This window comes from Paracoccus pacificus (genome assembly GCF_042680785.1).
GTDB classification, from domain to species: domain Bacteria; phylum Pseudomonadota; class Alphaproteobacteria; order Rhodobacterales; family Rhodobacteraceae; genus Paracoccus; species Paracoccus pacificus.
The window spans coordinates 527,923-544,833 of sequence record NZ_JBHUEN010000043.1; the positions used below are offsets into that span (position 1 = coordinate 527,923).

Here is a 16,911-nt window from a genome sequence, read left to right on the forward strand (position 1 = left end):
AGGGCAGGCGATGAAGGATCTTTATCAGGCACAACGGGCGATGCGGGCAATGCGCCGGGCGGCGATGCAGCGGGGCGTGATTGGCGTTCTTGACATCGGCACGTCGAAAATCGCCTGTCTGGTGCTTCAGTTCGACGGCCCCGCCGACAGTTTCGAATCGGATGGCGTGGGTCCTCTGGCGGGGCAGTCGGCGTTCCGGGTGATCGGCGCGGCGACCACCCGCTCGCGCGGGGTGCGGTTCGGTGAGATCGACACCATGGCCGAGACCGAGCGCGCCATTCGCACCGCCGTTCAGGCCGCGCAGAAGCTGGCCGGCATGCGTGTCGATCACGTCATCGCCTGCCTGTCCGGCGCCCATCCCGCCAGCTATGGCCTTGCGGGCGAGATCAACCTGCCGGCCGGCAAGGTCACCGGGCAGGACGTCGCCCGGGTGCTGGCCGCCTGTGATGCCCCCGATTTCGGCCGCGGGCGCGAGGTGCTGCACGCCCAGCCGGTCAACTTTGCCGTCGATGCGCGCAGCGGCCTGTCGGATCCCCGCGACCACGCCGGCAACCGGCTGGCGGTCGACATGCACGTTCTGACCGTCGACGGCGATGCGGTCGACAACCTGATCCACTGTATCCGGCGCTGCGACCTTGAACTCGCCGGTATCGCCTCGTCCGCCTATGCAAGCGGGATGTCGAGCCTGGTCGAGGACGAACAGGAACTGGGCGCCGCCTGTATCGATCTGGGCGGCGGCACCACCGGGGTTTCGGTATTCATCAAGAAACACATGATCTTTGCCGATTCGGTCCGCATCGGCGGCGAGTTGATCACTCAGGACATCGCCAAGGGCCTGCGTGTGCCCCATGCCACGGCCGAGCGGCTGAAAACGCTTTCCGGCGGGATCGAGGCGACCGGGCGTGACGACCGAGACATGATCGAGATCGGTGGCGACACCGGCGATTGGGAAACCGACCGTCGCACCGTCAGCCGCGCCGACCTGATCGGGATCATGCGTCCGCGCGTCGAGGAAATTCTTGAGGAAGTGCGCGGCATTCTGGATGCGGCGGGATTTGATCACATGCCCAGCCAGCAGATCGTGCTGACCGGCGGCGGCAGCCAGATTCCCGGTCTGGACGGGCTGGCGGCACGGATGCTGGGCCCCTCGGTCCGGATCGGGCGGCCTTTGCGCATTCAGGGACTTGCCCATCAACTGACCGGCCCGAACTTCGCCTCGGCCGTCGGACTGGCGCTTTTGTCGGCGCATCCGCAGGACGAATGGTGGGACTTCGAGATGCCGGCCGAGCGGTATCCGGCGCGCAGTCTGCGGCGGGCGTATCGCTGGTTCAGAAACAACTGGTGAACCGCCACCCGGCGGCCAACACCAGATCGTGACGTCTTGGCAAGATACCGCCGAAGCCCGACCGGGCGGACGCGATATTTTGTGGATGAATACCGTTTTTCGGATGACTGGCCCCGGCAATCGCGCTAGGTTTGGATTCTGAAAACCGGGGGAACGGCCGGGCCATTGATGGCGCCGGTAACGAAAAACAACAGGCGGAAACCATGTCACTCAATCTGATGATGAACGACGACGACGAACTGAAGCCGCGGATCACCGTCTTTGGCGTCGGTGGGGCTGGTGGTAACGCGGTCAACAACATGATTGCCAAGCAGCTTGATGGCGTCGAATTCGTTGTCGCGAATACCGACGCGCAGGCATTGCAGCAGTCGCGGGCCAACAACCGGGTGCAGATGGGGGTCAAGGTGACCGAGGGTCTGGGCGCCGGTGCGCGCCCCGCCGTCGGCGCATCGGCCGCCGAGGAATCGATCGAGGATATCGTCGATCATCTGATGGGCGCGCATATGTGCTTTATCACCGCCGGCATGGGCGGCGGCACCGGCACCGGCGCGGCCCCGATCATCGCGCAGGCCGCGCGCGAGATGGGCATCCTGACCGTCGGCGTGGTGACCAAGCCCTTCCAGTTCGAGGGCAGCAAGCGGATGCGTCAGGCCGAGGAGGGCGTCGAGGCCCTCCAGAAGGTCGTCGATACGCTGATCATCATCCCCAACCAGAACCTGTTCCGCCTGGCCAACGACCGCACCACCTTCACCGAGGCCTTCGCCATGGCCGACGACGTGCTGTATCAGGGCGTCAAGGGGGTGACCGATCTGATGGTGCGCCCGGGTCTGATCAACCTCGACTTCGCCGACGTGCGCGCGGTGATGGACGAGATGGGCAAGGCGATGATGGGCACCGGCGAGGCCTCGGGCGAGGATCGCGCCAAGGAAGCCGCCGAACGCGCCATCGCCAACCCGCTGCTGGACGAAATCAGCCTCAAGGGCGCCAAGGGCGTGCTGATCAACATCACCGGCGGCTATGACCTGACCCTGTTCGAACTGGACGAGGCCGCCAACGTCATCCGCGAACAGGTGGATGCGGACGCCAATATCATCGTCGGCTCGACCCTCGACCCCGATCTGGAAGGCTCGATGCGGGTGTCGGTCGTGGCGACCGGCATCGACGCCAGCCGCGACGAATCGGAGGCTCCGGTCCAGCGCCGCGGCATGACCGAGCCGCTGACCCAGAACCCGACCGGAACGCAGGGCGCCCGTCAGGCCGCCGCCGAAGCCGAGGATCCGGTCCCCCCGCGCCGCGAAAGCGCCCGCAATACCGATGCCTCGGTCGACGGGCATGTCCGGGGTCGGGCGCAGGCGGATGACGCCGATCTGCCGCCGCCGGCCTATGCGCCCGAACGTCGTGCGGTTGAGCGTGCGGTGGTCGATCAGCCGGTCGACACCGAGACGTTTATCGCCCCGCAGCCGCCGGTGCAGCGCAAGTCGCCGTCCGAGGTTCAGGCCCGGCTGGATCGTATCCTGCACCGCGACCCCCAAGCAGCGCCCGCCACCAGCCGCGCGCAAGCCCCCGCCCAACAGGCCAGCGCCCGGGAAACCGCCGAATCGGCCAACCGCGGTCGCATGGCCGGGCTGAGCAAGATTCTGGAGCGTATGACCGGCCATGGCGAGGGAGCGGACAAGCCCGCCGGCGGCGCCTCGATCGCCGAACGGGTCAGCAGCCGCATGGCGGATGCGGGGCTGACCTCGCGCCACCGCCCGGCCGAAACAAACTATGACGATCTGGACGACCGCGCCGGCGATTCCCAGGACAAGGTCGAAATTCCGGCTTTCCTGCGCCGTCAGGCGAACTGACGACGATCACGTCTGCGTCACAGGCAAAATGAAAGCGGGCCGCGTGTTGCGGCCCGTTTTTGTTTGTATGGCAATGTGTTGTGGGCAAATCCTTGGACGCGCGGCCGTGCTCACCCCGCTTGGGGCCCGAATGTTTCAGGCGGTTACAATTCGTTAATTGTGACTTTGCCGACCTGTGCTTAGCTGGAATGGAGCCGAAGCGCCAATGTCTTCGGACTGCCAGCGGAACCCCGTTCCAAGGCAGGAATTCAGAAAGTTTCAGAGGTCACGGCCATGCAGGCAACGATTGGACAAGCAGTGGTTTTTACCGGTGTCGGGCTTCATTCCGGCAAACCGGCGCGCTTGACGGTGCGGCCGGCCGAGGCTGACCACGGTATCACCTTCCGCCGCACCGACCTGACCGGGAACAATGTGATTCCCGCGCGCTGGGACAATGTGCTGCCGACCCCGCTTTGCACCATGCTGGACAACGGACAGGGCGCCACCGTCTCGACCGTCGAACATGTTATGGCGGCTCTTGCGGGCTGCGGCATTCACAATGCGCTGATCGACATCGACGGCCCCGAGGTTCCGATCCTTGACGGCTCTGCCGCCCCCTTCGTCCGCGCCATTCTGGCGACCGGGCTGCGCAAGCAACCCGCGCCGCGTATGGCGATCCGGGTCGTGAAGCCGGTCGAAGTGCGCGACGGCGCCGGTTTCGCGCGGCTTTCGCCCGCCGATCATCTGGAAATCGACTTCGTGATCGACTTCGCCGATCAAGCCATCGGGCATCAGGAAAAGCGGCTGGACATGGCCAACGGCGCCTTCGTGCGCGAGCTGATGGACAGCCGCACCTTCTGCCGCCAGTCGGATGTGACCGCGATGCAGGAAAACGGGCTGGCGCTTGGCGGCACCTATTTCAACGCCGTCGTGTTCGACGGCGACCGCGTGCTTTCGCCGGGCGGCCTGCGCCATCAGGACGAACCCGTGCGCCACAAGATGCTGGACGCCATGGGCGATCTGGCGCTGGCCGGTGCGCCGCTTCTGGCCCGTTATACCGGTAATCGCGCCGGTCATGCGATGACCAATAAGCTGCTGCGCGCGCTTTTCGCCCAGAAAGACGCATGGGAATGGGTGCGCTGCACGCCCTCGATCGAGGGGCAGCTTCCCGGTGCGGGGATCGAGTTGCATCGCCTCGATGCGCGTTCGGGCAAGGCTCAGGCGGACGACGCCCCCGTGGCAATCACCGCCTGAACCCGGGCGCCCGCCCCATGCGGATCACTTTCCTTGCAAAGGCGTTTTGCGCGCCCGATTTTTCTGTGCTAGGACAACCGGGTTGCGCCCCGTGCCATTGGCACGGGACGCCGGGAATTAGGGTCTTGCAGGCAGGTTCAGTATGAAGGGCATCAGATCGGCGGGTTCCTTGACCGGACCGTTTCGGATCAGGGGGGCGCTGGCACTGGCCGGTATTGTGACGCTTTCGGCTTGCGGGATGTTGGGCGGCGGCGGTACCACCGATAAAACCAAATCGCTTGAGAACTTCACCGCCGAAGAAATCTACAAGCGCGGCGAATACGAGCTTGAAAACAGCCGCAAGCCCGAAGATGCGGTCCGTTACTTCAGCGAGGTTGAACGGCTTTATCCTTATTCCGAATGGGCCAAGCGCGCGCTGATCATGGAGGCCTATGGCTATCACAAGGCCCGCAAATACGAAGAGGCGCGGGGGGCGGCGCAGCGGTTCATCGACACCTATCCGGGGGATGAGGACGCGGCTTATGCCAAATATCTGCTGGCGCTGTCCTATTACGACCAGATCGACGAGGTTGGCCGCGATCAGGGTCTGACCTTCCAGGCGTTGCAGGCCCTGCGCGCCGTGATCGAGGAATATCCCGACAGCGAATATGCCCGCTCGTCGATCCTGAAATTCGATCTGGCGTTCGACCACCTCGCCGCCAAGGAAATGGAGATCGGGCGCTATTACCTCAAGCGCGGCCATTTCACCGCCGCCATCAACCGCTTCCGTGTCGTGGTCGAGGATTATCAGACGACCACCCAGACGCCCGAGGCGCTGATGCGTCTGGTCGAGGCCTATCTTGCGCTGGGTCTGACCGACGAGGCGCAGACCGCGGGTGCGATTCTTGGCCATAACTTCCGTTCGTCGCCCTTCTATGACGATGCCTACAAACAGTTGACCGGGCGCGGGCTGACGCTGACGCCGGCCGGGAACAGCTGGCTGACCAACGTCTACCGGCAGGTCATTCAGGGCCGGTGGCTCTGACCCGAAGGGGCGCGTGATGCTTCGGCATCTTGAAATACGCGATGTGCTGTTGATTGACCGTCTGGATCTGGACTTCGCGCCGGGTCTGAACGTGCTGACGGGTGAAACCGGCGCCGGCAAGTCGATCCTTCTGGACTGTCTGGGCTTTGTGCTGGGCTGGCGGGGCCGTGCCGATCTGGTCCGCCAGGGCGCCAGCCAGGGCGAGGTCACCGCCGTGTTCGACCTGCCGCACGGCCATCCCGCCCGCGAGGTTCTGGCTGATGCCGGGCTGCCGGCCGAGGATGAACTGATCCTGCGGCGGGTGAACGGGGCCGACGGCCGCAAGACCGCATGGATCAACGACCGCCGCGCCTCGGGCGAGGTTTTGCGCGCCTTGTCCGAATCACTGGTCGAATTGCACGGCCAGCATGACGACCGTGGTCTTTTGAACCCGCGTGGCCATCGGGCGCTGCTGGATGCCTTCATGGTGCGCGATGCCGCACCCTTGCGCGCGGCGTGGCACGCCCGCCGGCAGGCGGCGACGGCTTTGGCCGAGGCCCGGGCGGTGCTGGAAAAAGCCCGCGCGGATGAGGATTATCTGCGTCACGCCGTGGCCGAACTGGACAAGCTTGCCCCCGCGCCGGGCGAAGAGGCCGCGCTGGACATCAAGCGCCGCACCATGCAGGGCGCCGAACGGATCCGCGAGGATGTGGCCCGCGCCCTGCAGATACTGGGCGGCGAAGGCGCCGAGGGCGCGATGGTGGACGCTACCCGCTGGCTGGAAGGCGCCGCCGACCGCGCCGAGGGTGCGCTTGACGCCCCGATCGCCGCGCTATCGCGGGCGCTGATCGAGCTTGCTGAGGCGACCGGCGGGATCGAGGACGCGCTGTCGGCCATGGACTTCGACCCGCATGAGCTTGAGGCGACCGAAGAGCGGCTGTTTGCGCTGCGGGCATTGGCGCGCAAACATGACGTGCTGGCCGATGATCTGCCCGGCCTTGCGGATGATCTGCGCGCGAAGCTCGGCGCCATCGACGCGGGCGGCGACACGCTGGCCAGACTGACCGACGCGCTGACCGCCGCGCAGGCCGATTATGACCGGCTTGCCGCGGAAACGAGCGCCGCCCGAGGCGCGGCCGCGGCGCGGCTGGACAAGGCCATGGCGGCCGAGCTTGCGCCGCTGAAGATGGAGCGGGCGGTTTTTCAAACCCTGCTGTCACCGGCCGAGCCCGGCCCCGACGGCGTCGATCAGGTCGCCTTCACGGTTGCGACCAACCCCGGCGCTCCGGCCGGCCCGTTGGACCGAATCGCCTCGGGCGGAGAGCTGTCGCGGTTTCTGCTGGCGTTGAAGGTCTGCCTGTCGCGGGGCAATGACGCGCTGGTGCTGATCTTCGATGAAATCGACCGGGGCGTCGGCGGGGCGACGGCCGATGCGGTTGGTCGGCGGCTCGCGCGGCTGGCGGAACAGGCGCAGGTTCTGGTCGTCACCCACAGCCCGCAGGTGGCGGCGCTGGCCAGCCATCATTTTCGCGTCGCCAAGCAGGTGCGGGACCGGGTCACCACAAGCCGGGTCGAGGTTCTGGATGCCGGTGCGCGCGTGGACGAGATCGCGCGGATGCTGGCCGGCGAGGAAATCACCCCCGAAGCCCGCGCCGCCGCCAAGGCATTGCTGCGGACCTAGCGTGAATAGGGCGGTGCCGGGCAGATCATGCCGGACGGGCCGCAGACAGGTCGGTTATCGTTCCGATCGATCGCGCCGAACCGAAACCGTCGCAGACACCGCGTCACCCAGGAAAGGTTGGTCCATGAACCGCGAATTATATGAAAAAGGTCTGGAAATCCGCTCGGCCGTGTTGGGCAGGGAGTATGTCGAAAAAGCGGTCCAGAATGCCGATGAATTCACCCGGCCCATGCAGGAGCTTGTGACCCAATATTGCTGGGGCGAGGTCTGGGGGCGCGACGGGCTGGACCGCCGCAGCCGCAGTTTTCTGAACCTCGCCATGCTTTCAGCCCTGAACCGCCCGCATGAAATCAAGATCCATGTCAAAGGCGCGCTGAACAACGGCGTCACCCGCGCGGAAATCTGCGAGATTTTCCTGCAAGTCGCGATCTATTGCGGGGTGCCCGCCGCGATCGACAGTTTCCGCATCGCTCGCGAGGTGTTCGCCGAGATCGACGGGGCGGCGTAAGCCATAAGGCCCGGACCGAAAAAGCCCATGTTCCGGTTCTGCGGAACATGGGCAGTTACAGCGGGAGGCTGTCCGGTGCTGCCGCGCCTAGCGCGCGGCGGAAACCACGATCTCGATCAGGACATCCTTGCCCAGTTCGGCCACGCCGATGGTGGCGCGGGTCGGAAGCTGCTCGGCCGGAAGCCATTCCAGCCACGCCTCGTTCATGCCTTCCTTCTGGTCGAAATCTGTGATGTAAAGCATTGCCGTGACAAGGTTTTCCTTGGATGAACCGACCTCGGCCAAGAGCTTGTCGATCTTGCCACAGATCTGCGCGGTCTGACCCTTCATGTCCAATGACAGATCGTCCGCGATCAGCCCGCCGAAATGCAGGATGCCACCGGCTTCGACCACGCGGTGGTTGATGCGGGTCGGGACATAGCGTTTGATCATCATGAACTCCTTCTGTGAATGATCGGGGATTACGGCGCGAAGCGCGCGATGGAGAATGGCGCGAGCGGTGCATTGCTGCCGCCGGTTGCGATAAGCCCGGCCATGATCTCGCCGACGCCGGGGCCAAGCTGAAAGCCGTGGGCCGAAAAGCCGAAGGCGTGATACAGCCCCTCGTGCCGGGCCGAGGCGCCGATGACCGGAATGTCGTCGGGCATCCGCGCCTCGACCCCGGACCAGCTGCGGATGATCTGCGCGCCGCGCATGATCGGGAAAAGCTCGGCCGCGGTCGTTGCGCTCAGCCGCAGTTCGGGGAACAGGATCTCGGACATGTTCTGCGCCGCATCGGCGCGGCCGCGGCGGCCACCGCCGATGACGACCGTGCCGTTCGGCATCTGCTTGAAGGACAGCGGACGCCCGGCCGCACCGACCACGGCATCGCAGAAATGCGGCAGGCGGTTGGTGACGATCATCATCGGCGCGATCGCCTCGACCGGGGCATATTCGCCCAGCATGCCGGCCAGCACGCCACCCCATGCGCCCGCCGCGTTCAGCAGCTTCGGGGCACGGAAATCGCCCTGTGGCGTGGTCACGATCCAGTCGTCCCGACGGCTGACGCCGGTCGCCGGGCAACCTTCGTAAAAGCGCGCGCCATGTTGTTCGGCTTTGCGCTGAAAGGCGAAGGTGGTGCGGTAGGGTTGCGCGAAACCGTCCCGTAGCACGGCAACGCCGCCAAGCGCGTGTTCGGCGACCGCCGGCAGAAGTTCGCGCAATCGCGCCGCATCCAGCATCACCTCGTGGTCATAGCCCATCTCGTGCAGCATGGCGACGCGGGCGGCAAGCCGGGCGATGTCCGCCTCGGTCTCGGCCACGGTGATCTGCGGCGCGATCTGAAAGCCGCAATCGTCGTCCAGCAGATCCTCGATCCCGTACCAGATCCGCATCGAATGCTGGGACAGCGGGATTTCGGCCGGATGGCGGCCAAGCCGGCGGACGCCGCCCGCATTCACCCCCGAGGCATGGCGACCCACGCTGTCCTTTTCCAGCACGATCACCGACATGCCGCGCAAGGCGGCGTGCAGAGCGGCCGAACAGCCATGGATGCCGCCACCGATCACCAGCAGATCGGCGGATCGCCCGGATGCAGGCGCCGGGGTCATTTGGCCGTAGTCTCCTCGGGCGCGAACCGGGCCAGTTCGATCAGCGGGATCGGTTTCAGTGGCGGCCGGATCCGGTAATAATCGGTCAATTGCGGATCCTCGCCCTTTTCGGCGGCGATGATCCCGGTCACCGCAAGCCCGCAGACCCGGCCCTGACATGGCCCCATGCCGGTGCGCAGCATCGACTTGATCTGGTTCGGCCCCGGCGCGCCCAGACGGACGGTGTCGCGGATCGTGCCGGCGGTGACCTCTTCGCACCGGCAGACGATGGTGGCGTCGGCGGGGCGCAGGATCTGCGGGGCAGGGGCGTAAAAGGTTTCAAGAAACGGGCGGATCGCGGTATCGCCGGCAAGGTCCGAACGCAGTTGCGCGATCCTTGCGCTGCTGCCCCCGGCGATGGCCAGCGCCGCCAGCCGGCCCTGTATCGCGGCGGCCTTCGCCCCGCCAATGCCGGCGCCATCGCCCGCGACATAAAGCCCCGCGACCGAGGTCTGTCCGTTGTCATCCGTTACCGGCCGGAAACACTGCTGGTTCTTGTCCCAGACGTGATCGGCCCGCATCAGCCGGGTGATCTGCTGGTTCGGGACCACACCCTGATGCAGCGCGATATTGCCGCTTTCGATGCGCTGCGGTCTGTCCCCGGCGGTGAAGCTCAGCGCCCGCGCCGCGCCCTCACCCTCGACCGCCAGATCGGTTGCGCCACGATGCAGCGGCACACCGGCGCGCTTGACCTTGCGGATCAGCGACAGGCCCTTGGTCAGGTAATGGCGCGCCCGCCACGCGCGCAGCAGATGCGGGGCGGCGGCGGTCATCCGCCCGCGCGGCAGGTTTTCGACGATGGCGCGCGGCGGGCAGCCGGCATCGACCATCTGCGCGGCCAGCAGCCACAACAGCGGGCCCGCACCGACCAGAACAGCATCCTCATGCACCACGCCCGCGCTTTTCAGCAGGATCTGCAAGGCGCCGACCGTGGTCACCCCGGGCAGGGTCCATCCGGGGATCGGCATCGGCCGCTCAAGCGCGCCGGTGGCGGAGATGATCGCCCCGGCCCTGATCTGCTGCGAGGCGCCGTTCTGCGAATAATCAATCACCCGGTCGGTGCCGATGTTCCAGACCAGCGCGCCGGGCAGATATTCCGCACCCGAGGCGCGGAATTCCCGCACCAGCTTGCCGCCTTCGGCATAATCCGGCCCCAGGATTTCGACGCGGCTTGCCGGGGCGGTCTCGATACCCCGATAGATCTGGCCGCCCGGCGCGGGTTGTTCGTCCAGAAGCACGACCGACAGCCCGGCGCGCGCGGCCTCGGTCGCGGCGGCAAGCCCGGCGGGACCCGCGCCGATGACGACGACATCTGCCCGGCGCGTCATAGCAGCACCTCGGTGGCGCCGCGCTGGCGCTGGACCACAAGGCCGTCGCGCACCGGGGTCATGCAGGCCTGCACATTCGGACGGCCGTCGATTTCGACCAGACAGTCAAAGCAGGCACCCATCATGCAATAGATCCCGCGCGGCTGACCCGACACGACGCTGTCGCGCAGATCAACGATCCCCGCCGCGGCCAGCGCGGCGGCGACGCTGTCGCCCGCGCGCGCCTCGATCCGGCGGCCCTCGAAGGTAAAGGACAGAACAGCGCCCGTGGAATCAATGCGTTTTGGCATTGGCGAACCTCTTTGTAGTGAAAACCTCGGCCTGCGGATCAAGCCGTCCGCGCGCGATCATCGGTGCAAGGGTCAGCGCATGCGCCCCCGCCAGCGTGACGCCCGAGTGGCAGTTGACGACGAAGGCGCCGGGATGGGTTTCGGATTCCTGATAGATCGGAAAACCGTCAAGGCTGAGCACCCGCACCGCGCCCCAGCTGCGCACGATGCGCAGATTGGCAAGTGCGGGAAAACAGCGCACCGCGTTGCGGGCGATGTCGCTGATGACCGAGGTCACGCTGTCGGTGGAATAGCCCGTATCCTCGTGGCTGTCGCCCATCAGGATGGTGCCCTCGGCGGTCTGGCGCAACACATGGCTGGGCATGCGCAGCAGTGGCCGGGCGCGTTCGGTGACCAGAATCTCGCCCTTTTCGGGACGGATCGGCACCTCGAGCCCCAGCGCCGGACCCAGCCATTTGTTGCCATGCCCGGCAGCCAGCACGATCTGGCCGGCGCGAAACCTGCCCTTGGCGGTATGGGCGACGAAACCCTGACCGTCGCGCGCCACAGTCTCGGCCTTGGCGTCGGCGACATAGCGGCCGCCGCGGGCGGCGATGGCGGCATGCAGCCCGCGCAAGAGCCGCAGCGGGCCGGCATGGCCGTCATAGGGCGACCAGCTGGCGCCGACGACATCGGGGCCAAGGCCGGGAAACACGTCGTCAAGCTGCTTCCGGTCAAGGATCTCTACCTGATAGCCGGCGGCGCCATGGGCGTTATGCATCCGGGCGATCTGGTCGCGCTTTTCATCCAGCTCGGCCTCGGACAAGACGAAATGGACGCCCCCCGGCCTTTCGTAATCGGGCGAAATGCCGCTGTCCTCGGTCAGCAGCCCGGCGAAATCCGCCCAGACGTCGGATGAATGCCGGGTCCAGCGGGCATATTCATGCATGCCGTCGCCCTTGGCCTGAACCCAGATCAGCCCGAAGTTGCCCCGGCTGGCGCGCAGCGCCACGTCGCCTTCGTCCAGAACCGTCACGCGCTGACCTTCGCGCGCAAGCCCGTAGGCCAGCGCCGCACCGACCAGACCGCCGCCTATGACCAGCGTGTCGGCCGCGCTTTCGGTGGTGGTGTTCATGTCCTGCCCTCTCCGATCAATAGCCTGTCAAGGCCGTATATGCGGTCCACGATCAGCATCAGAATCACCGTGAACACAATGGCCACGGTGGACACCGATGCGACCAGCGGATCGGTGGTCTGGGCGATATGGTTGAACATCCGCACCGGCAAGGTCGTGGTCGAGGGGCTGGCGATGAACACCGTCACGGTCAACTCGTCAAAGCTGGTGATGAAGGCCAATACCCAGCCGCCGACGATGCCCGGCAGGATCGTGGGCAGGGTGATGCGGCGGAACACCGTCCAGTCGGAGGCGCCCATGGCGATCGCCGCCCGCTCGGTCGAAAGGTCCAGCCCGACGACCGAGGCCAGCACCAGCCGCAGGATGAACGGGGTGATGATGATGACATGGCACAGGACCAGACCGCCGAAGGTGCCGCTGATCCCGGCCAGCGTCATGAACCGCAGAAAGGCGATGCCCAGCACCACGGTCGGCACCATCAGCGGCGACATGAACAGCGCCTGCAGCGCGTCGCGGCCCCGGAACCTGCCGCGCCCGATGGCCAGCGCCGCCGGAACCGCCAGAACCGTGGCCAGCGTCGCCGCGACCAGTCCCAGCTTCAGGCTGATCCATGCCGCCGCGATAAAGTCCGGGTTGTCCAGAATGGCGCCGAACCAGCGCAATGAGATCCCGCTTGGCGGAAACTCCAGAAAGCCGGTCGGGGTGAAGGAGACGCCGATCACGATGACGATCGGGGCCACCATGAAGATCGAGAAGATCACGCAGAAAATCTTGGCGAAGGGGCCGTTGCGTTTCATGCGTAGGCCTTTCCCAGACGGGCCTCGACCACACGGGTCCAGCACAGCATGATGACCATGATCGCCAGCAGCAGGATCATCGCGACGGCGGCCCCAAGCGGCCAGTTGAGCGTGTTCATGAATTCATCCTGAACGGCGGTCGCAGCGACCTTGACGCGCCGGCCGCCGATGATCGCGGGGGTCGCGAATGCCGATGCCGACAGGGCGAAAACGATCAGCGAACCGGACAGTATCCCGGGCATCGCCTGCGGCACGACGACCCGGCGAAAGACCGTGAAGGGCGTGGCCCCCAGCGATTCGGCCGCCGCCTCGGCCGCGGTATCGGCGCGTTGCAGCGCCGCCCAGACCGCAAGCACCATATAGGGCGCCATCACATGCACCAGCGCCAGCACGATCCCGCCCGAGCTATACATCAGCCGGAACGGACGCTCGATCAGGCCGAGGTCGATCAGAAAGCTGTTCAGGACCCCCTTGTTGCCAAGGATGATCGCCCAGCCAAGCGTGCGCACGACGACCGAGATCAGCAGCGGTCCAAGCACCACCAGAACCGTGACCGACCGCCAGAACGGCGTCATCCGGTTCAGAAACCAGGCAAGCGGCACGCCGATGACCGCGCAGATCAGCGTCGTCGCCAAGGCGATGCCGAAGGTCCGGCCGAAGATCTCGTAGAAATAGCTGTCGGTCAGCACATCGACATAGTTACCGAAGCCAAGGGTGTTGCTGATGCCGCTGTAGAAATCGAAGCTGTTGAAGCTGAGGATGAAGGTCATGATCAGCGGCACCAGCAGCATCACCGCGAACAGGACCAGCAGGGGCGCCGACAGAAGCCAGTTGCGGGTCGCGGCGGACAGCGGTGCGGGCGGCTTTTTGCCGTCGGGCGCGTCGGTGGTCGTGCCGGTCATGCCGCGACCTCGACCGGCAGGATCCGCAGATGATCGCGGTCCCAGTTTAAATGAACCGTGTCACCGGGGCGGCTTTCGCTGGCCCCGGTGTTGCGGCGCAGGACGACAAGCGAACCCAGCGGCGTTTTCACCCGCAAAAGCCATTGGTTGCCCAGAAAAACCTGTTCCTCGACCTGGCCGTTGACGATGCCCCGACCCGCATCCGCCATCTCGATCCTTTCGGGCCGCAGGTTCACCTCGACCGGACCAAGGGCGGCATCGGTGACCGGACCGGGCAGCCGCAACCCGTCAATCTCGATCACCGAGCCGTTCTGATCCTTTTCGACAAGAATAGCCCGCAAGCTGTTACTTTTGCCAAGAAAGTTCGAGACGAAAGAGTTGTTTGGGGTTTCGTAGGCATCAAACGGCGCGGCGGCTTGCTGAAGCCGGCCCTTGTTCATGACGACGACCTTGTCGCTTAACGCCATGGCCTCGGCCTGATCATGCGTGACCAGCAGCGTGGTGACGCCGGCCTCTTGCTGGATGCGGCGCAGTTCAAGCTGCATTTCCTCGCGCAGCTTGGCGTCGAGGTTCGACAGGGGTTCGTCCAGCAGCAGCAACTCGGGCTCGATCACCAGCGCGCGGGCCAGCGCGACCCGCTGACGCTGGCCGCCGGACATGGCGCGGGGATAGCGGTCGGCAAGATGCGACAGATGCACCAGATCCAGCGCGGCGGCCACGCGGCGCTTGCGCTCGGCCCGGTCGATCTTCCGCATCTCCAGCCCGAAGGCGACGTTCTCGGCGACGGTCATATGCATGAACAGCGCATAGGTCTGAAACACGATGCCAAGGCCGCGCTGCCGGGCGGGAACGCCCGCAAGGTCACGACCGTTCAGAAGAATGCGGCCGGCGGTGACGTCCTCGAACCCTGCGATCATCTGCAAGGTCGTGGTCTTGCCACAGCCCGACGGGCCGAGCAGGGAAACGAAACTGCCGCGATCGACGCTGAAACTCAGCGAATCGACCGCCGTCACAACACCAAAACGCTTGGTCAGGTCGATCAGCTCAAGATGGGCCATCTGCCGTCTCCGTGTCTGGAGTCTGGAATTGAGGTTGCGCGGGGCCATGGGTCGTATGGCCCCGCATCGTCGCGATAGGCGATTACCGTTCCACCTCGCGCGCCCAGCGTTGGGTCCATTCGTCGCGCTGCTGGTTGATGGTGTCCCAGTCGACGGTGACCAGCGATTTGATCTTGTCGCCATAGGGCAGCGATTCGGCCAGTTCCGGCGGCAATTGCGCCTTGGTATTGGTCGGGCCGGCGCCCATGGCGGCGGCGAATTTCGCCTGAACCTCGGGGTCGAGCAGATAATCGATGAAGTCCTGCGCCTCGTCCGGCACGTCGCTGTCGACAACCGGGCAGGCCGCCATGAGCAGCGCCACCGCCCCGTCCTCGGGATAGGCGAAGGCGGCCGGGAACCCGGTATCCGCCAGCGATTTCGTGCGTCCCGAGCCCCAGATCGACAGGGCGATCTCCTCGGACTGGAACAATTCGGACATCTTGCCGGCCGAGGGTTCAAACACCAACACGTTCGGCGCAACCTCGTCGGTCATGACCTTGAAGCCCGGGTCGATGTCCTTTTCGCCACCACCCGCGCCGCGCGCCATCATGACCAGCGTGTGCAGGCCATAGGTGTTCGAGATCGACGGGATCGACAGGATCTGGCTGTATTTCGGATCCTTCAGGTCGTTCCAGCTTTTCGGCGGCTCCCACCCCTCGCGCGCGAACCAATCCTTGTTATAGGCAAAGCCGGTGGCCACGAATCCGATACCGATGGCGTTTTTTCCGATGCGGGCGAGGTCATAGACGTCTTTCTTGACCGGGGAATCTTTCAGCGGCGCGCAAAACCCCAGCGCGTCGGTCTGGTACATGGGACCGTCGTCCAGAAGCACGACATCCAGTTCCTGCGCGCCTTTCTGGGCCTGAAGCCGGGCGAGGTTCTCGGTCGAATTGCCGGGAACGAAGGCGATCTTCACGTCATGGGTCTTTTCGAATTCCGGGATCAGCAACTCTTTCATCAGCGTCTCGAACGAGCCGCCATAGCCGCCGACGGTCAGGGTCTTGCCCTGGGCGAATGCGGGGCCGGCCAGCGCGATCGCGCAAAGGGCGGTGGTAGCAAGGGCAGAACTGGTACGTGTCATGTGATTTCCCTGTTTGGCTGTTTGCTATTCGGATCAGGATTTGGGGATTCGCCCGAAGCTACAATTGAATTTAGTTGGGAAGGTCATTCCATTCGGTTATACGGAAATAATGGTCAGATCGAATATTCGTCAGATTGAGGCCTTCAACGCGGTGATGAAAGGCGGTTCGGTCACCAAGGCGGCGGAAATGCTTTTCGTCAGCCAGCCCGCGATCAGCAAGCTGGTGCAGCAGTTTGAATCCTCGTGCGGTTTTCCCCTGTTCCACCGTGGCCAGGGACGGCTGTTGCCCACGCCCGAGGCGCGCCGCCTGTTCGCCGAAACCGAAAAATTCATGACCGGGGTCGAGCGAATCGGCAATACCGCCCGCGCCATTCGCGAAAATGAGCGGGGCGAGGTCACGGTCGCTGCCTTTCCGGCGCTCGGCATGCGGCTTTTGCCGCGCATGACGGCAAGCTTCCTGTCGCGCCACCCCGAGGTGGGAATCACCATCCTGACCCAGAACTCACCCGATATCTCGCAATCCATGGCGGCGCGCGCGGCCGATTTCGGCATATCGCTGGTACCCTCGCAGGCGCATGGGATTCAGTGCCGGCCGTTCGCGGACATGCGCATGCTATGCGCGCTTCCGGCGTCGCATCGGCTGGCCGGTCAGGCGTCGCTCGACTTGGCCGAACTGAACGGAGAATCGATGATCTCGCTTGGCCGGGACGATTTTTCGCACCGCGATATCGTCGAGGCGCTGTCCCGCGCCGGGGCACGCGTCGAAACGCGGGCCGAGGTGCAGATGGCCGACAGCGCCTGTGTGCTGGTCAGCGAGGGGTTCGGCTTTGCCATCGTCCCGGTTCTGGCCCAGATGAGCTGGACCGAAGGCGGCATTTCCTTCGTGCCGATCAGACCGGCACCGCGCAAGACCATGTGGCTTTACACCTCGGCGTGGGAGCCTCCCTCGGCGATGGCGGAATTGCTGATCGCGCATTTGCGGGACACGCTTTTCAGCAACGAGATCTGGGCCGGGCCGGGCGGCTAAGATCCACGCCGCGCCGACCGCCACGGCCCT

General features: G+C 65.4%; 16 protein-coding genes. 7 read left to right on the plus strand and 9 right to left on the minus strand.

The window, feature by feature from the left end; translation table 11 throughout:
- Positions 1-10 precede the first annotated feature (10 nt).
- From ftsA to ACFSCT_RS15060, 6 genes are all read left to right on the plus strand, one after another.
- Positions 11-1,345: a cell division protein FtsA gene (ftsA, locus tag ACFSCT_RS15035; protein ID WP_379144038.1), complete on the plus strand. Its 1,335-nt coding sequence runs from the start codon at positions 11-13 to the stop codon at positions 1,343-1,345.
- A 203-nt stretch (positions 1,346-1,548) separates the two neighbouring features.
- Complete coding sequence (ftsZ, locus tag ACFSCT_RS15040) at positions 1,549-3,192, plus strand: cell division protein FtsZ (protein WP_379144041.1); 1,644 nt, start codon at positions 1,549-1,551, stop codon at positions 3,190-3,192.
- A gap of 273 nt (positions 3,193-3,465) precedes the next feature.
- Positions 3,466-4,425: a UDP-3-O-acyl-N-acetylglucosamine deacetylase gene (gene lpxC, locus ACFSCT_RS15045; RefSeq protein WP_379144043.1), complete on the plus strand. Its 960-nt coding sequence runs from the start codon at positions 3,466-3,468 to the stop codon at positions 4,423-4,425.
- A 142-nt stretch (positions 4,426-4,567) separates the two neighbouring features.
- Positions 4,568-5,449: an outer membrane protein assembly factor BamD gene (locus ACFSCT_RS15050; protein WP_379144045.1), complete on the plus strand. Its 882-nt coding sequence runs from the start codon at positions 4,568-4,570 to the stop codon at positions 5,447-5,449.
- Positions 5,450-5,465: 16 nt separating this feature from the next.
- Complete coding sequence (gene recN, locus ACFSCT_RS15055; RefSeq protein ID WP_379144047.1) at positions 5,466-7,109, plus strand: DNA repair protein RecN; 1,644 nt, start codon at positions 5,466-5,468, stop codon at positions 7,107-7,109.
- A 124-nt stretch (positions 7,110-7,233) separates the two neighbouring features.
- Complete coding sequence (locus ACFSCT_RS15060) at positions 7,234-7,617, plus strand: carboxymuconolactone decarboxylase family protein (protein ID WP_379144048.1); 384 nt, start codon at positions 7,234-7,236, stop codon at positions 7,615-7,617.
- A gap of 87 nt (positions 7,618-7,704) precedes the next feature.
- On the opposite strand, the gene ACFSCT_RS15065 is transcribed toward ACFSCT_RS15060, so the two are convergent.
- From ACFSCT_RS15065 to ACFSCT_RS15105, 9 genes are all read right to left on the minus strand, one after another.
- Positions 7,705-8,049 carry a RidA family protein gene (locus ACFSCT_RS15065; protein WP_379144051.1) on the minus strand — a complete coding sequence of 115 codons (345 nt, stop codon included), beginning with the start codon at positions 8,047-8,049 and terminating at the stop codon, positions 7,705-7,707.
- A 29-nt stretch (positions 8,050-8,078) separates the two neighbouring features.
- Complete coding sequence (locus ACFSCT_RS15070) at positions 8,079-9,206, minus strand: NAD(P)/FAD-dependent oxidoreductase (protein WP_379144054.1); 1,128 nt, start codon at positions 9,204-9,206, stop codon at positions 8,079-8,081.
- Complete coding sequence (locus tag ACFSCT_RS15075; protein WP_379144056.1) at positions 9,203-10,573, minus strand: FAD/NAD(P)-dependent oxidoreductase; 1,371 nt, start codon at positions 10,571-10,573, stop codon at positions 9,203-9,205. The genes ACFSCT_RS15070 and ACFSCT_RS15075 overlap by 4 nt, the downstream gene beginning before the upstream one ends.
- The gene (locus ACFSCT_RS15080) at positions 10,570-10,863 is read right to left on the minus strand and encodes a (2Fe-2S)-binding protein (protein WP_379144057.1); all 294 of its coding nucleotides are present in this window, start codon (positions 10,861-10,863) and stop codon (positions 10,570-10,572) included. The genes ACFSCT_RS15075 and ACFSCT_RS15080 overlap by 4 nt, the downstream gene beginning before the upstream one ends.
- The gene (locus ACFSCT_RS15085) at positions 10,847-11,977 is read right to left on the minus strand and encodes an NAD(P)/FAD-dependent oxidoreductase (RefSeq protein ID WP_379144059.1); all 1,131 of its coding nucleotides are present in this window, start codon (positions 11,975-11,977) and stop codon (positions 10,847-10,849) included. Before ACFSCT_RS15085 ends, ACFSCT_RS15080 begins: the two co-directional genes overlap by 17 nt.
- Positions 11,974-12,774 carry an ABC transporter permease gene (locus ACFSCT_RS15090; protein ID WP_379144061.1) on the minus strand — a complete coding sequence of 267 codons (801 nt, stop codon included), beginning with the start codon at positions 12,772-12,774 and terminating at the stop codon, positions 11,974-11,976. Before ACFSCT_RS15090 ends, ACFSCT_RS15085 begins: the two co-directional genes overlap by 4 nt.
- A complete protein-coding gene (locus ACFSCT_RS15095) occupies positions 12,771-13,676 on the minus strand; it encodes an ABC transporter permease (protein ID WP_379144062.1) in 906 nt (301 codons plus the stop codon). The genes ACFSCT_RS15090 and ACFSCT_RS15095 overlap by 4 nt, the downstream gene beginning before the upstream one ends.
- Positions 13,673-14,734: an ABC transporter ATP-binding protein gene (locus ACFSCT_RS15100; protein ID WP_379144064.1), complete on the minus strand. Its 1,062-nt coding sequence runs from the start codon at positions 14,732-14,734 to the stop codon at positions 13,673-13,675. The genes ACFSCT_RS15095 and ACFSCT_RS15100 overlap by 4 nt, the downstream gene beginning before the upstream one ends.
- Before the next feature lie 82 nt (positions 14,735-14,816).
- On the minus strand, positions 14,817-15,854 hold the full coding sequence (locus tag ACFSCT_RS15105) for an ABC transporter substrate-binding protein (protein ID WP_379144066.1): 1,038 nt from the start codon (positions 15,852-15,854) through the stop codon (positions 14,817-14,819).
- A gap of 109 nt (positions 15,855-15,963) precedes the next feature.
- Here ACFSCT_RS15105 and ACFSCT_RS15110 point away from each other — a divergent pair, with 109 nt between their 5' ends.
- A complete protein-coding gene (locus tag ACFSCT_RS15110) occupies positions 15,964-16,881 on the plus strand; it encodes a LysR substrate-binding domain-containing protein (RefSeq protein ID WP_379144068.1) in 918 nt (305 codons plus the stop codon).
- Positions 16,882-16,911: the final 30 nt, after the last annotated feature.

Bases quoted from the DNA above. Each gene is read 5' to 3' on its own strand.
- ftsA (WP_379144038.1), top strand. From the start codon at position 11: ATGAAGGATCTTTATCAGGCACAACGGGCGATGCGGGCAATGCGCCGG.
- ftsZ (WP_379144041.1), top strand. From the start codon at position 1,549: ATGTCACTCAATCTGATGATGAACGACGACGACGAACTGAAGCCGCGG.
- lpxC (WP_379144043.1), top strand. From the start codon at position 3,466: ATGCAGGCAACGATTGGACAAGCAGTGGTTTTTACCGGTGTCGGGCTT.
- ACFSCT_RS15050 (WP_379144045.1), top strand. From the start codon at position 4,568: ATGAAGGGCATCAGATCGGCGGGTTCCTTGACCGGACCGTTTCGGATC.
- recN (WP_379144047.1), top strand. From the start codon at position 5,466: ATGCTTCGGCATCTTGAAATACGCGATGTGCTGTTGATTGACCGTCTG.
- ACFSCT_RS15060 (WP_379144048.1), top strand. From the start codon at position 7,234: ATGAACCGCGAATTATATGAAAAAGGTCTGGAAATCCGCTCGGCCGTG.
- ACFSCT_RS15065 (WP_379144051.1), bottom strand. From the start codon at position 8,049: ATGATCAAACGCTATGTCCCGACCCGCATCAACCACCGCGTGGTCGAA.
- ACFSCT_RS15070 (WP_379144054.1), bottom strand. From the start codon at position 9,206: ATGACCCCGGCGCCTGCATCCGGGCGATCCGCCGATCTGCTGGTGATC.
- ACFSCT_RS15075 (WP_379144056.1), bottom strand. From the start codon at position 10,573: ATGACGCGCCGGGCAGATGTCGTCGTCATCGGCGCGGGTCCCGCCGGG.
- ACFSCT_RS15080 (WP_379144057.1), bottom strand. From the start codon at position 10,863: ATGCCAAAACGCATTGATTCCACGGGCGCTGTTCTGTCCTTTACCTTC.
- ACFSCT_RS15085 (WP_379144059.1), bottom strand. From the start codon at position 11,977: ATGAACACCACCACCGAAAGCGCGGCCGACACGCTGGTCATAGGCGGC.
- ACFSCT_RS15090 (WP_379144061.1), bottom strand. From the start codon at position 12,774: ATGAAACGCAACGGCCCCTTCGCCAAGATTTTCTGCGTGATCTTCTCG.
- ACFSCT_RS15095 (WP_379144062.1), bottom strand. From the start codon at position 13,676: ATGACCGGCACGACCACCGACGCGCCCGACGGCAAAAAGCCGCCCGCA.
- ACFSCT_RS15100 (WP_379144064.1), bottom strand. From the start codon at position 14,734: ATGGCCCATCTTGAGCTGATCGACCTGACCAAGCGTTTTGGTGTTGTG.
- ACFSCT_RS15105 (WP_379144066.1), bottom strand. From the start codon at position 15,854: ATGACACGTACCAGTTCTGCCCTTGCTACCACCGCCCTTTGCGCGATC.
- ACFSCT_RS15110 (WP_379144068.1), top strand. From the start codon at position 15,964: ATGGTCAGATCGAATATTCGTCAGATTGAGGCCTTCAACGCGGTGATG.